Source organism: Pseudomonas sp. R32, from assembly GCF_009866705.1.
Classification (GTDB): Bacteria; Pseudomonadota; Gammaproteobacteria; order Pseudomonadales; family Pseudomonadaceae; genus Aquipseudomonas; species Aquipseudomonas donghuensis.
The window spans coordinates 306,403-321,124 of the sequence record NZ_CP019396.1 but is presented as its reverse complement, the minus strand read 5'-3'; the positions used below and the strand labels follow the sequence as shown (position 1 = coordinate 321,124).

Sequence of the window (14,722 nt, the reverse complement as noted above, 5' to 3'; positions counted from 1 at the left end):
CCTGAAACCTGCTGGAGAGAAAGGAATGTCTTCATTGATTCGCGCCGCTGTCCTCGGCCTGGCCCTTGCGGGCCTGGCTGGCTGTACCTCGAAACCGGTACTGACCCCACAAGAGCAGCTTGTAGTCGGCCACAACTACAACCATGAGCAGGTGCAGCAGGCCATCCTCAAGGCCGTGGCCAACCGCGGCTGGACCCCGCGCAAGGTCACCCCGAACCTGATCCAGGCCGACATCCTGGTACGCAATACCTTCTATGCCGCCGTCGACATCCACTACAGCGTCAGCAACTTTCGCATCAACTACCGCGACAGCCGCGAGCTGGGCTACAAGGACGGCAAGATTCACCGCAATTACAACCGTTGGGTGAACAACCTCGACAAAAGCATCCTGCAAGAGCTGAACAAGCTGGAAGCCCAGAACATCGTGCAGCGCGCCATCAGCGAACAGCATTCGAACACTGTTGAATAATCAAGGAACGACATAATGCGTCTGAAAACCTGGACCGCCACCACCGCCCTGCTGCTCTGCGCCCTGCCCGGCCTCAGCCAGGCCCGCGACACCACCCACTACCTGCCGTTCGAGAAAGTCGTGGCGCAGATGACCGCCGAGAACAAGCTCGACGGTTCGGTGAAGTTCTACCTGGCCGGCGTGCAGCCCAAGGGCAAGGTCACCGTGGTCAGCCCGGCAGCGGTCACCAACAAGAAGACCAACGCCTTCAACAAAACGGACGCAGCAGCCTGCGAATGGGCCCTGCAATCAGCGCTACTGACCATGCAGGACGCCGCCCGCAAGGTTGGCGCCAACGCCGTGACCAACATCAGCAGCTACTACAAGCGCAACGAGCGCAAGGACGCCACCACCTACGAATGCCACGCCGGCGCGATCATGGCTGGCGTTGCGCTGAAGGGCGACCTGGCCAAGGTCCAGTAACTCAGCTGCGTTCCAGGGCCTGGCGGGTCAACAACTCGGCAAAGGCCCTGGCCATCGCCGACGGCGCATCGCGGCGCTGCACCAACCACACGGCAGTCACCGCGTCGTCGTCGAGCAAGGTCCGGTACACCACCCCGTCGATGCGCATGCGCTGGAACGAAGCCGGCAATACCGACACCCCCAACCCCGCCGCCACCAGGCCGATGATGGTCATCGCCTCCCCCGCCTCCTGGGCAAAATGCGGACTGAACCCGGCCTGGCGTGCCAGGCTCAGCAACTGCGCGTGCAAGCCACTGCCGTAACTGCGCGGAAAAAACACGAACGGCTCCTGGGCCAGGGCCGCCATGTGCACCCCGGCGTCACTGCCTTGCGCCAGCGGATGGGCAGCATTGATCACCGCCACCAGCGGCTCGCGAAACAGCTCGACGACATTCAGGCTCTCAGGCAAGGCCAAGGGGCGCATCAGGCCGACCTCGATCGACTCGTCGAGCAAGGCGTCAGCGACATCGCGGCTGCTCATTTCCTTGAGGTTCAGGTGCACCGCCGGGAAGCGCTGACGAAACGCGTGAATAGCCTTGGGAATGCTCGAGTTGAAGGGTGCCGAAGAAGTGAAGCCAATCTTCATCTCGCCCAGCTCACCCAGTTGCGCACGCCGGGCGACATCGGCAGCCTTGTCGACTTGCGCCAGCACCAGCCGTGCCTCTTCGAGGAACAGGCGCCCGGCCTCGCTGAGCTCGACCCGACGATTGGTTCGCTCGAACAAGCGTGCCCCCAGCTCCTGTTCAAGGGCCTGGATCTGCTGACTCAACGGTGGCTGGGAAATCCCCAGGTTCTGCGCCGCCCGGCCAAAATGCAGCTCTTCGGCGACGGCGATGAAGTAGCGCAGGTGACGCAATTCCATGGCAGCTCCAATAGGTCGTAAAACCTCTTAAACAGGTCGAACAATATATTGGAAATGATCATTAGCCAGCTATATGCTTTTTTCACTGCCTGACAGGCCGTAGCGCCCCCGAGGTCACCCGTGAAAACTGCTGTTGCGCCCCACGCCCACGAACTGCCCCCTGCTCCGCTCGACGAAATCGTCGCCACCCTCAACGAAAGCTGGATCGAAAAAGGCACCCCGGCCTTTTTGCGCACCGTACTGGCGCTGTTCTGCGGCGGCTTTGCCACCTTTGCCCTGCTGTACTGCGTGCAGCCGATGATGCCGCTGCTGTCACAGGAGTTCTCGATCAGCGCCGCGCAAAGCAGCCTGATCCTCTCGGTGTCCACCGGCATGCTGGCATTCGGGTTGCTGATCACCGGGCCGATTTCCGACCGCATAGGGCGCAAGCCGGTAATGGTCTTCGCCCTGTTCTGCGCAGCGCTGTGCACCATCGTCAGCGCCCTGATGCCCAGCTGGCACGGCGTACTGCTGGCCCGGGCGCTGCTCGGGCTGTCGCTGAGCGGCCTGGCGGCGGTGGCCATGACTTACCTCAGCGAAGAGATCCACCCCCAGCACATCGGCCTGGCCATGGGCCTGTACATCGGTGGCAATGCCATTGGCGGCATGAGCGGACGCTTGATCACCGGCGTGCTGATCGACTTCGTCAGCTGGCACACCGCGATGCTGGTGATCGGTGGCCTGGCTCTGGTTGCGGCGGCGGTGTTCTGGAAGATCCTTCCGCAATCGCGCAACTTCCGCCCGCGCTCGCTGCATCCGCGCAGCCTGCTCGACGGTTTTACCCTGCACTTTCGCGATGCCGGCCTGCCTTGGCTGTTCCTGGAAGCCTTCCTGCTGATGGGCGCTTTCGTCACCCTGTTCAACTACATCGGCTATCGCCTGCTGGCCGAGCCCTATCACATGAGCCAGGCGCTGGTCGGGCTGCTGTCGGTGGTGTACCTGTCGGGGATCTACAGCTCGGCGCAAATCGGCGCCCTGGCCGACAAGCTGGGCCGGCGCAAGGTGTTCTGGGCGACCATTGTGCTGATGTTCGGCGGCTTGCTGATGACCCTGCTCAGCCCCTTGCCGCTGATTATCGTTGGCATGCTGGTGTTTACCTTCGGCTTTTTCGGCGCGCATTCGGTGGCCAGCAGCTGGATCGGCCGACGGGCAACCAAGGCCAAGGGCCAGGCCTCGTCGTTGTACCTGTTCAGTTATTACGCCGGGTCGAGCGTGGCGGGGACGGCGGGCGGGATGTTCTGGCATCAGGCAGGGTGGAACGGCATCGGCCTGTTCATCGGCAGCTTGCTGGTGGTGGCCTTGCTGGTGGCGGTGCACTTGAGCAAGTTGCCGGCCAAGGCTTGAGCTGAGGGCCGCTGCGCGGCCCATCGCCGGCAAGGCCGGCTCCCACAGGAGCAGGCCTGCCACTGGATCAGTTGATCACTTCAACCCGATCAACATCCACTTCACGGCTCATCAGGTGCTTCTCGACTTCACCGCTCAGCTTGACCTTGGTCTTGTCGTTGAAGGCTACCGGCGGCAGGTCTTCGTCATCGATCTCGACGGTGATGGTGCCGGTGGTGTCCTTGAACTCGTACTTGTCATCGTTGTTCACTTTCTTCACCACGTAGCCTTGCAGCACCACCGGGGTGTCGTCAGCGGCGTCATTGGCGGCGGCAACCGTGGTCACCGACTGGGCGCCAGGGCCGGTATAGCCGGCAGCCAGGGCAGCGGTGCTGAACAGCGGGGCAAGCAGCAGAGCGAGGTAACGGGTTTTCATGGTGTGGATCCTGTCTGGGTTTCGATGGAGCCAGATTACCCAGGCAGGCTGAATTGAACCTTAATAGCAGTGGGAGCGGGCTTGCCCCGCGATCGCGCTGATTCATTCAGGTCGCAATCGCGGGGCAAGCCCGCTCCTACTTAGTGGTACTGCGCCGACAACTCGTGCACGGCGTTGATGAACACGCCGGCATGCTCCGGATCAACCTCCGGGGTGATGCCGTGACCGAGGTTGAATACATGGCCACTGCCCTGGCCGTAGCTGGCAAGGATGCGCCCGACTTCGGCACGGATGGCCTCCGGCTTGGCATACAGCACGGTCGGGTCCATGTTGCCCTGCAGGGCGACCTTGCTGCCAACGCGCTGGCGGGCTTCGCCGATGTCACAGGTCCAGTCCAGGCCCAGGGCATCAGCGCCGGCCTCGGCGATGCTTTCCAGCCACAGACCGCCGTTCTTGGTGAAGAGGATGACCGGCACCTTGCGCCCTTCGTGCTCGCGGATCAGGCCGCTGACGATCTTGCGCATGTAGGCCAGGGAGAACTCCTGGTAGGCCGCCGCCGACAGGTTGCCGCCCCAGGTGTCGAAGATCTGTACCGCTTGTGCACCGGCCAGGATCTGCCCGTTGAGGTAGCTGATGACCGACTGGGCCAGCTTGTCGAGCAGCAGGTGCATGGCCTGCGGGTTGTCGTAGAGCATGGCCTTGGTCTTGCGGAAGTCTTTCGACGAGCCGCCTTCGACCATGTAGGTGGCCAGGGTCCAGGGGCTGCCGGAGAAGCCGATCAGCGGCACGCGGCCATTGAGCTCGCGGCGGATGGTGCTGACGGCGTCCATGACGTAGCCCAGGTCCTTCTGCGGATCAGGGATCGGCAGCGCTTCGATGTCGGCCAGGGTGCTGATGACCTTCTTGAAACGCGGGCCTTCGCCGGTTTCGAAGTACAGGCCCTGGCCCATGGCGTCAGGGATGGTGAGGATGTCCGAGAACAGGATCGCGGCGTCCAGCGGGTAGCGGTCCAGCGGTTGCAGGGTGACCTCGCAGGCAAACTGCGGGTTCATGCACAGGCTCATGAAGTCGCCGGCCTTGGCGCGGCTGGCGCGGTACTCCGGCAGGTAGCGGCCGGCCTGGCGCATCATCCACACCGGGGTGACGTCTACGGGTTGCTTGAGCAGGGCGCGCAGAAAACGATCGTTCTTCAAGGCAGTCATGTCGGCATCCGGAAAAAAAGTGGGGGCATTTTCTCAGAGCCCAACGTAAAAGGCACGGTATCAACCGTGCCTTTTGTCTATCGACTTGTGACAGGTCAATAGATTTTGCTGAATTCATCGCGGGTCAAGCCCGCTCCCACAGGTTCAGCACACATTCTGTGGGAGTGGGCTTGTCCCGCGAAGCCTTTTCAGACTTCCAGGTAATCCAGAATCCCCTCGGCGGCATTGCGCCCCTCGAAGATCGCCGTCACCACCAGGTCGGAACCGCGGACCATGTCGCCACCGGCGAAGATCTTCGGGTTGCTGGTCTGGTGCTTGTAGGTGTTCTTCTCCGGTGCCACGACGCGGCCCTGGCTGTCGGTCTGGATGCTGAACTGCTCGAACCACGGCGCCGGGCTGGGGCGGAAACCGAAGGCGATGACCACGGCATCGGCCGGGATGATCTCTTCGGAACCCGGGATCGGCTCAGGGCTGCGGCGGCCACGGGCGTCCGGCTCGCCGAGACGGGTCTCGACCACCTTCACGCCTTCGACCTTGTCTTCACCGACAATCGCGATCGGCTGACGGTTGTAGAGGAACTTCACCCCTTCTTCCTTGGCGTTCTTCACCTCTTTGCGCGAGCCGGGCATGTTCGCCTCGTCACGACGGTAGGCACAGGTCACGGCCTTGGCGCCCTGGCGGATGGAGGTGCGGTTGCAGTCCATCGCCGTGTCGCCGCCACCGAGCACCACGACCTTCTTGCCTTTCATGTCGACGAAATCTTCCGGCGACTTTTCAAAGCCCAGGTTGCGGTTGACGTTGGCCACCAGGAAATCCAGGGCATCGTGCACGCCCGGCAGGTCTTCACCGGGGAAGCCGCCCTTCATGTAGGTGTAGGTGCCCATGCCCATGAACACGGCATCGTATTCCTCGAGCAACTGCTCCATGCTGACATCCTTGCCCACCTCGGTGTTGAGGCGGAACTCGATGCCCATGCCGGTGAAGACTTCGCGGCGATTGCTCAGCACGGTCTTTTCCAGCTTGAACTCGGGGATGCCAAAGGTCAGCAGGCCGCCAATTTCCGGGTTGCGGTCGAACACCACCGGGGTCACCCCGCCGCGCACCAGCACGTCGGCGCAGCCCAGGCCGGCCGGGCCGGCGCCGATGATGGCAACGCGCTTGCCGGTCGGCTTGACCTTGGACATGTCCGGGCGCCAGCCCATGGCGAAGGCGGTGTCGGTGATGTACTTCTCCACCGAACCGATGGTCACCGCGCCGAAGCCGTCGTTGAGGGTGCAGGCACCCTCGCACAGGCGGTCCTGCGGGCACACCCGGCCGCAGACTTCCGGCAGGGTGTTGGTCTGGTGCGACAACTCCGCGGCGGCGAGGATGTTGCCTTCGGCGACCAGCTTCAACCAGTTGGGGATGAAGTTGTGCACCGGGCACTTCCACTCGCAGTACGGGTTGCCACAGCCCAGGCAGCGGTGGGCCTGTTCGGCCGACTGCTGGGGTTTGAAGGGCTCGTAGATCTCTACGAACTCTTTCTTGCGTTGACGCAACAGTTTCTTCTTCGGATCCTTGCGCCCGACCTCGATGAACTGGAAGTCATTGCTGAGACGTTCAGCCATTTTCAATACCTCTTTACCGCAGTTGCTAGCTTCAAGCTGCAAGCTGCAAGACGATCACGTGGGCCGGCAAACCTCGTACTGCTTTGAACTTGCAGCTTGAGGCTTGCCGCTTGCCGCTACTGCGGGTTGGCACGGGTGCTGGACAGCAGGTTCTTCAGGTTGGCCGCCTTCGGCTTGACCAGCCAGAAGCGCCGCACGTAGTCGTCCAGGTTTTCCCAGAGCTCACGACCCCATTCGCTGTTGGTTTCTTCGACGTACTCAGCCAGCACGCGCTGCAGGTGGCTGCGATAAGCCTCCATGGCCTCGCCGCTGATGCGCTGGATCTCGACCAGTTCGTGGTTGAGCTTGTCGACGAAGCTGTTGTCCATGTCCAGCACGTAGGCAAAACCACCGGTCATGCCCGAGCCGAAGTTGTAACCGGTCTTGCCCAGAACGCAGACAAAGCCACCGGTCATGTACTCACAGCAGTGATCGCCTGTGCCCTCGACAATCGCGTGGGCACCGGAGTTGCGCACGGCAAAGCGCTCGCCTGCGGTACCGGCGGCGAACAGCTTGCCGCCGGTGGCGCCGTACAGGCAGGTGTTGCCGATGATGGCGCTGTGCTGGGTGGCGAACGGGCTGCCCGCAGGCGGTACGATCACCAGCTTGCCACCGGTCATGCCTTTACCGACGTAGTCGTTGGCATCGCCTTCGAGGTACATGTTCAGGCCACCGGCGTTCCACACCCCGAAGCTCTGCCCGGCAGTGCCCTTGAAGCGGAAGGTGATCGGTGCCTTGGCCATGCCCTGGTTGCCGTGCAGGCGGGCGATTTCGCCGGAGATCCGCGCACCGATGGAACGGTCGCAGTTGCAGATGTCCAGGTCGAACTCGGCGCCCGACAGGTCACGAATGGCCGGCAGGGCCATGTCGACCATTTTCTCGGCCAGCACGCCCTTGTCGAACGGCGGGTTGCGGTCGACTTCACAGAACTGCGGCTTGTCGGCCGGCACGTGCTCGCTGCCCAGCAACGGGCTGAGGTCCAGGTGCTTCTGCTTCTCGGTTTCACCGGGGAGCATTTCCAGCAGGTCGGTACGCCCGATCAGCTCGCCGAGGCTGCGCACGCCCAGCTTGGCCAGCCACTCACGGGTTTCTTCGGCGACATAGGTGAAGAAGTTCACCACCATGTCGACGGTACCGATGTAGTGATCCTTGCGCAGCTTGTCGTTCTGGGTGGCAACGCCGGTGGCGCAGTTGTTCAGGTGACAGATACGCAGGTATTTGCAGCCCAGGGCGATCATCGGCGCGGTGCCGAAGCCGAAGCTTTCGGCGCCGAGGATCGCCGCCTTGATCACGTCCAGGCCGGTTTTCAGGCCGCCATCGGTCTGCACCCGGACCTTGCCGCGCAAGTCGTTGCCGCGCAAGGTCTGGTGGGTTTCGGCCAGGCCCAGCTCCCACGGCGCACCAGCGTACTTGATCGAGGTCAGCGGCGAAGCGCCGGTGCCGCCGTCGTAGCCGGAGATGGTGATCAGGTCGGCATAGGCCTTGGCCACGCCGGCGGCGATGGTGCCAACGCCCGCTTCTGCCACCAGCTTGACCGAGACCAGTGCCTGCGGGTTGACCTGCTTGAGGTCGAAGATCAGTTGCGAAAGGTCTTCGATCGAGTAGATATCATGGTGCGGCGGAGGCGAGATCAGGGTCACGCCAGGCACGGCGTAGCGCAGCCGGGCGATCAGGCCGTTGACCTTGCCGCCAGGCAGCTGCCCGCCCTCACCCGGCTTGGCGCCCTGGGCCACCTTGATCTGCAGCACTTCGGCGTTGACCAGGTACTCGGGGGTAACGCCGAAGCGGCCGGTGGCCACCTGCTTGATCTTCGAGCTCTTGATGGTGCCGTAGCGGGCCGGGTCTTCGCCACCCTCACCGGAGTTGGAGCGCGCGCCCAGGCGGTTCATCGCCTCGGCCAGGGCTTCGTGAGCTTCCGGCGACAGCGCGCCGAGGGAGATACCGGCAGAGTCGAAACGCTTGAGGATATCTTCCAGCGGCTCGACCTGCTCCAGCGCCAGCGGCTGGTCGGCGACCTTGACCTTGAGCAGGTCGCGGATCATCGACACCGGGCGCTTGTCGACCAGCGCAGTGTATTCCTTGAACTTGGCGTAGTCGCCCTGCTGCACGGCGGCCTGCAGGGTGTTGACCACGTCCGGGTTGTAGGCGTGGTATTCGCCACCATGGACGAACTTCAGCAGGCCACCCTGCTGGATCGGCTTGCGCGCGCTCCAGGCTTCGGCGGCGAGCAGCTTCTGCTCGTTCTCGATGTCGACGAAGCGTGCGCCCTTGAGGCGGCTGGCAACGCCACGGAAGCTCAGGTTCACCACTTCTTCCGAGAGGCCGACGGCTTCGAACAACTGCGCACCACGGTAGGAACCGACAGTCGAGATACCCATCTTCGAGAGGATCTTCAACAGGCCCTTGGAGATGCCCTTGCGGTAGTACTTGAAGACTTCTTCCAGGTCACCGAGCACTTCGCCGGTGCGGATCAGGTCAGCCAGCACTTCGTAGGCCAGGTACGGATACACCGCCGAAGCACCGAAACCGATCAGCACGGCAAAGTGATGCGGGTCGCGGGCGGTGGCGGTTTCAACCAGGATGTTGCTGTCGCAGCGCAAGCCCAGCTCGGTCAGGCGGTGATGCACGGCCCCCACGGCCAGCGACGCATGCACCGGCAGTTTGCCCGGGGCGATATGGCGGTCGCTGAGCACCAGCTGGGTCTTGCCACTGCGCACGGCTTCTTCGGCCTGATCGGCGATGTTGCGCACCGCAGCTTCCAGGCCCAGGCTCTCTTCGTAGTTGAGGTCGATCAGCTGGCGCTCGAAGCCGGGGCGGTCGAGGTTCATCAGCGAACGCCACTTGGCTGGCGAGATCACCGGCGAGCTGAGGATTACCCGCGAGGCGTGCTCGGGGGATTCCTGGAAGATGTTGCGCTCGGCACCCAGGCAGATCTCCAGCGACATGACGATCGCTTCGCGCAGCGGGTCGATCGGCGGGTTGGTGACCTGGGCGAACTGCTGGCGGAAGTAGTCATAGGTCGAACGCACGCGCTGCGAAAGGATCGCCATCGGCGTGTCATCGCCCATCGAACCGACCGCTTCCTGGCCTTGCTCGCCGAGCGGACGCAGTACCTGGTCGCGCTCTTCGAAGGTGACCTGGAACATCTTCATGTATTGCTTGAGCTGGTCAGCGTCGTAGCTGGCCACGCCCTGGTCGTCGCTGAGATCGGCCTGGATGCGCAGGGCATTCTGGCGCAGCCAGCGCTTGTACGGGTGGCGCGACTTCAGGCGGTTGTCGATGGCGTCGGTGTCGAGGATCTGCCCGGTTTCGGTGTCCACGGCAAAGATCTGCCCCGGGCCGACACGGCCCTTGGCGATCACGTCTTCGGGCTTGTAGTCCCACACGCCGATTTCCGACGCCAGGGTGATATAGCCGTTCTTGGTCGTGACCCAGCGCGCCGGGCGCAGGCCGTTACGGTCGAGCAGGCACACCGCGTGGCGGCCTTCGGTCAGTACCACGCCGGCCGGGCCGTCCCACGCTTCCATGTGCATGGAGTTGTATTCGTAGAAGGCGCGCAGGTCGGCGTCCATGGTCTCGACGTTCTGCCACGCCGGCGGAATGATCATGCGCACGCCGCGGAACAGGTCGATGCCGCCGGTGACCATCAGTTCGAGCATGTTGTCCATGCTCGAGGAGTCGGACCCGACGCGGTTGACCAGCGGGCCGAGCTCTTCCAGGTCCGGGATCAGGTCATTGGCGAACTTGGTGCGACGCGCCTGGGCCCAGTTGCGGTTACCGGTGATGGTATTGATTTCGCCGTTGTGGGCGAGGAAGCGGAACGGTTGCGCCAACGGCCATTTCGGCAGGGTGTTGGTGGAGAAGCGCTGGTGGAACACGCAGATCGCGGTTTGCAGGCGCTCGTCGCTAAGGTCCGGATAGAAGGCGGCGAGGTCCGCCGGCATCATCAGGCCTTTGTAGATGATGGTCTTGTGCGAAAAGCTGCAGATGTAGTGGTCGGTGTCGGCGGCGTTGGCCACCGAAGAGCGACGACGGGAACTGAACAGCTTGATGGCGAATTCCTGATCGCTCAGGCCTTCACCGCCGATGAACACCTGCTCGATCTGCGGCAGGCGTTCCAGGGCCAGGCGGCCAAGGACGCTGGTGTCGATCGGCACTTTGCGCCAGCCCACCAGTTGCAGGCCAGCCGCGAGGATTTCGCGGTTCATGTTGGCGCGCGCGGCTTCAGCCTTGGCGTTGTCCTGATTGAAGAACACCATGCCGACCGCGTACTGCTTGGGCAGCTCATTGCCGAACTGTTCGCGGGCCACGGCACGCAGGAACTGGTCGGGCTTCTGCATGAGCAGACCGCAACCGTCGCCGGTCTTGCCGTCGGCGTTGATCCCACCACGGTGGGTCATGCAGGTCAGGGCCTGGATGGCCGTTTGCAAAAGGTGGTGGCTGGGTTCACCCGTCATATGGGCGATCAGGCCAAAACCACAGTTATCCTTGAATTCTTCGGGATGGTACAGACCTGTTTTCATAGACACTTTCTCACCAGGTTCGCCTCTCACCAAGGCAAATCTTTTTTTAGTACAACCACTTACCATCCACGCCGAACGAATGCCAGCTTTGCGGGGGCAATAGGGGAGCCATTGTTGCACAGCGACAGGGAAGCCCACAAATTTACGACGAATTGCCGTAAATCCATGTCGCGTTTTTGAATGTTTTTAAGCGTGCACCGTGGTAACGGCATGGCTTGAGTCTGAAGCGTTTCAGCCTGGACTGCAAGATGGGCTTGTGGCCGGCAGTCTGGGACAGAAAAGCCTGCCGCGCAGTACGCAGCAGGCTTGACCGATGTTCAGGAGTCGCTCAGCAGGTGGCGGGGGTAGTGCCACCAGGCTATATCAGCGGGTCGAGGCCAGTTCTTGTTGGACGCTGGCGACGGTACGTGGCCAAGGTTTACCAGCCTGGACCTTGGCTGGCAAGGCCTTGATTGCAGCCAGAGCGGCATCACGGCTGGCGAAGTTGCCATAAGTGATCACGTACAGCGGCTTGCCCTGCAGGGTTTTCTTGAAGTAGCGATAGTCGCCACCCTGCGCCTTGACGTAGGCCTGGGCCGACGCTTCGGAGCTGGTACCGAGGATTTGCACGACATAATTGCCCGGCTTCTGCCCGGCATACCAGCTACCACCGGCCGCAGGCTTGGCCGCCGGCTTCTCGGCAGGCTTAGGTGCAGGCTTGGCGGTTGCAACCTGGGTTGGTGCAGGCTTGGCAGCAGGTGCAACCGGCTTGCTGGCAACAGGCGCCGCCGGCTGCTGCACAGGTGCAACCGGCTGTACCGGAGCAACGGACTGTGCTGGAGCAACCGGTTGTGCCGGCGCTGGCGCTGGGCCAGCGGCGACACCCGCCGGTGGAGCAATAGTGGTGACGGTAGGTGGCTGCAGTGCGGTTTCGCCAGCAGGCGTGGACTCTTCACCCTCGCCCATGCCGGTCGACTCGGCCAGCGGGCCACGCATCACCGGTTGCGACTGACCTACCAGCGGCAGCGGCATTGGTTGCGAATTGCCGGCGAACTCGATGGCCGGGCCGCCATTGTTCGACTGGGCATTGCCCGGCTGACCTTCACCCAGCGGCAGTTGCGCCTGTTCGGCAGGAGCAGTCGGCGCCTGATCACCCTTCTTCGGCATCAGCACGGCGGCCGCGACGGCGACCACGACGACAGCAGACAACGCCAGCACATGTTTCTTCGGCATATTGAACCCCATTGATGGTCGCTTCGCCGTGGTCCGGCTGGCGATCATGGCTTCGATCAAGGTATCGCGGGCGACCTGGTTGATTGCCCCAGGCCAGCCGTCAGAGTTTTGGTGAATATCAACGATCTGTTCACTGGTGAACACCTCGATGCCCCGCCCGGCACCGTCCAGGCGCTGCTCGAGGTACTCACGGGTTTCTTCTTCGCTATAGGGCTCAAGCTCGATGACATGGAAACGTTCCTGCTCGGCATTGAGCTCTTCCAGCCCGGCGATCAGTGACGGCTCGCCAAACAGGAAGACATGCGGACGCCCTTCCGGAGTGCCCGCCGCCAACTCCAGCAAGGCTTGGAGTGCCGACTCGCCAAGTTGTTCCGCATCGTCCACCAGCAGATAGACTTCCTGCCCGGTCAGTGCCAGTTGCACCACCTGGGCGAGGATGTCCGGGACTTCGACCTGGGCCACGCCCAACGACTGGGCAACCTGGCCGAGCAGGCTGGCGGCATCGCTGGCACCACGGGCGGAAACCACCACACTCTGCACCGATTGTTTGTTGGTGCTGGCCACCAGGGCCTGACGCAGCAGGGTTTTGCCGCTGCCCTGCGGGCCGGTAACCACCAGCAGCAACTGGCTGTAACGGGCCAGGTGGTGCAGTTGGCCCAGCACCGGCTTGCGCTGGGCAGGGAAGAATTTGAAACCCGGCACCCGTGCAGCGAAGGGGTCGTGGTTCAACTGGTAATGGCCGAGAAAGGCCTCGTCGGCATGCAAACTAGTCATCGGACGCTCATCAACCTCAAAGCTGGGCCACGATCGCGCGGTAATCCGCGGCCAGCGTGGCCTGAAGAATCTCTTTCGGATAGTCGTCGGTGACCACCGCTTCGCCCATGCGGCGCAGCAGGACCAGACGCAGACGACCGTCGAGTACCTTTTTATCTACTGCCATGTGCTCCATGAACTGCGCCGGGGTCATCTCGGCGGGCGGCACCACCGGCAAGCCTGCGTTCTGGAACAGACGGATACCACGGTCACGCTCCTGCTGGCTGATCCAGCCCAGGCGCATGGACATTTCCAGGGCCATGACAGTACCGGCAGCGACGGCCTCACCGTGAAGCCACACACCATAGCCCATGTGGGTCTCGATGGCGTGGCCAAAGGTGTGGCCCAGGTTCAGGGTGGCGCGCACGCCGGACTCACGTTCATCAGCACCGACCACCGCGGCCTTGGCCGCGCAGGAACGACGGATGGCCTCGGTCAGCGCCACCTGGTCGAGACCGCGCAGGGCCTGCATGTGCTCTTCGAGCCAACCGAGGAACGGTTCGTCACAGATCAGGCCGTACTTGATCACTTCGGCCAGGCCCGCCGACAGCTCGCGCGGCGGCAGGGAATTGAGACTGCGGGTGTCAATCAGCACCGCATTGGGCTGATAGAAGGCACCGACCATGTTCTTGCCCAGCGGGTGGTTGATACCGGTCTTGCCGCCCACCGACGAATCGACCTGGGACAGCAGGGTTGTCGGCACCTGGATGAAATCCACGCCGCGCTGGTAGCAGGCGGCGGCAAAGCCGGCCATATCGCCAATCACTCCACCGCCAAGCGCAACCACGGTAGTGCGGCGGTCGTGGCGGGCAGTCAGCAGCGCATCGAAGATCAGCTGCAGGGTTTCCCAGTTCTTGTAGGCCTCGCCGTCAGGCAGCACCACCGGCAGCACCGAGTAGGCCCCCAGGGTCTTGCTCAAACGTTCCAGATAGAGGGGTGCGACAGTCTCGTTGGACACGATGGCGACCTGTCGGCCGGCAATATGCGGCGCCAGCAGTTCAGGTTGATCCAGCAGGCCTTCGCCAATGTAGATCGGGTAGCTACGTTCGCCCAATTCGACCTTTAGTGTCTGCATGTGTCCCCACAATGAACTAGGCGCGGCATCGATGGCTCGAACCGCGCGATAACGGTGTGCCCTGTCACGGCATGACTGGTCGCGAGGATAGTCCTGGCTTAACGGGGCGGCAACTTCTGCAAGCGCTCGAGAATATCCTGCACCACCATCCGCGGCGGCCGTTCGTCGGTTTCCACCACCAGATCGGCAATCTCGCGGTAAAGCGGGTCGCGAACCTCCAGCAGCGCGCGCAAGGTCGCCTCCGGGTTGGCCGTGCGCAGTAAAGGCCGGTTGCGATCACGCGAGGTACGCCCGACCTGCTGCTCAACCGAGGCGTGCAGGTACACCACCCGCCCGCCGGCATGCAGGGCTTGGCGGTTGGCATCGCGCATCACCGCGCCGCCTCCGGTAGCCAGCACCACGCCATCGAACGCACAGAGCTCGGCGATCATCGCCTGCTCGCGGTCACGAAAGCCCGGCTCGCCTTCTTTATCGAAGATCCACGGGATATTGGCGCCGGTGCGCAATTCAATTTCCTTGTCGGAATCCTTGAACGGCAGGCGCAGCTCTTTGGCCAGCAGGCGGCCAATGGTGCTTTTGCCAGCACCCATCGGCCCCACAAGTATCAAATTTCGCACAGAA

The 14,722-nt window shown here is 62.9% G+C and carries 11 protein-coding genes; 3 read left to right on the top strand and 8 right to left on the bottom strand.

Annotated features, from left to right (window positions below; translation table 11 throughout):
- Positions 1 to 25: 25 nt before the first annotated feature.
- Together PspR32_RS01415 and PspR32_RS01410 are read left to right on the top strand one after the other, a co-directional pair.
- A complete protein-coding gene (locus PspR32_RS01415; RefSeq protein ID WP_050990002.1) occupies positions 26 to 469 on the top strand; it encodes a hypothetical protein in 444 nt (147 codons plus the stop codon).
- A gap of 15 nt (positions 470 to 484) precedes the next feature.
- Entirely contained in the window at positions 485 to 931 is a 447-nt protein-coding gene (locus tag PspR32_RS01410; protein WP_010222241.1) for a hypothetical protein, read from the top strand.
- Position 932: 1 nt separating this feature from the next.
- Here PspR32_RS01410 and PspR32_RS01405 read toward each other — a convergent pair whose 3' ends face one another.
- A complete protein-coding gene (locus PspR32_RS01405; protein WP_010222240.1) occupies positions 933 to 1,832 on the bottom strand; it encodes a LysR family transcriptional regulator in 900 nt (299 codons plus the stop codon).
- A gap of 153 nt (positions 1,833 to 1,985) precedes the next feature.
- Between PspR32_RS01405 and PspR32_RS01400 the strand changes: the two genes are divergently transcribed.
- On the top strand, positions 1,986 to 3,215 hold the full coding sequence (locus PspR32_RS01400) for an MFS transporter (RefSeq protein ID WP_442967027.1): 1,230 nt from the start codon (positions 1,986 to 1,988) through the stop codon (positions 3,213 to 3,215).
- 67 nt (positions 3,216 to 3,282) lie between these two features.
- On the opposite strand, the gene PspR32_RS01395 is transcribed toward PspR32_RS01400, so the two are convergent.
- The 7 genes from PspR32_RS01395 to aroK form a co-directional block, all read right to left on the bottom strand.
- Entirely contained in the window at positions 3,283 to 3,630 is a 348-nt protein-coding gene (locus tag PspR32_RS01395; protein ID WP_010222238.1) for a YgiW/YdeI family stress tolerance OB fold protein, read from the bottom strand.
- A gap of 140 nt (positions 3,631 to 3,770) precedes the next feature.
- Positions 3,771 to 4,832 (bottom strand): uroporphyrinogen decarboxylase, encoded by a 1,062-nt coding sequence (gene hemE / locus PspR32_RS01390; RefSeq protein ID WP_010222237.1) that lies wholly within the window; start codon positions 4,830 to 4,832, stop codon positions 3,771 to 3,773.
- Between the two features lie 188 nt (positions 4,833 to 5,020).
- Entirely contained in the window at positions 5,021 to 6,439 is a 1,419-nt protein-coding gene (locus tag PspR32_RS01385; protein ID WP_010222236.1) for an FAD-dependent oxidoreductase, read from the bottom strand.
- Positions 6,440 to 6,555: 116 nt separating this feature from the next.
- On the bottom strand, positions 6,556 to 11,001 hold the full coding sequence (gltB, locus tag PspR32_RS01380; RefSeq protein ID WP_159387999.1) for a glutamate synthase large subunit: 4,446 nt from the start codon (positions 10,999 to 11,001) through the stop codon (positions 6,556 to 6,558).
- Between the two features lie 363 nt (positions 11,002 to 11,364).
- A complete protein-coding gene (locus PspR32_RS01375; protein ID WP_159387998.1) occupies positions 11,365 to 12,987 on the bottom strand; it encodes an AAA family ATPase in 1,623 nt (540 codons plus the stop codon).
- 16 nt (positions 12,988 to 13,003) lie between these two features.
- Positions 13,004 to 14,101, bottom strand: coding sequence for a 3-dehydroquinate synthase (aroB, locus tag PspR32_RS01370; RefSeq protein WP_010222232.1), 1,098 nt, complete (start codon positions 14,099 to 14,101; stop codon positions 13,004 to 13,006).
- Positions 14,102 to 14,199: 98 nt separating this feature from the next.
- Positions 14,200 to 14,718, bottom strand: a complete 519-nt coding sequence (gene aroK / locus PspR32_RS01365) for a shikimate kinase AroK (protein ID WP_010222231.1) — start codon at positions 14,716 to 14,718, stop codon at positions 14,200 to 14,202.
- Positions 14,719 to 14,722: the final 4 nt, after the last annotated feature.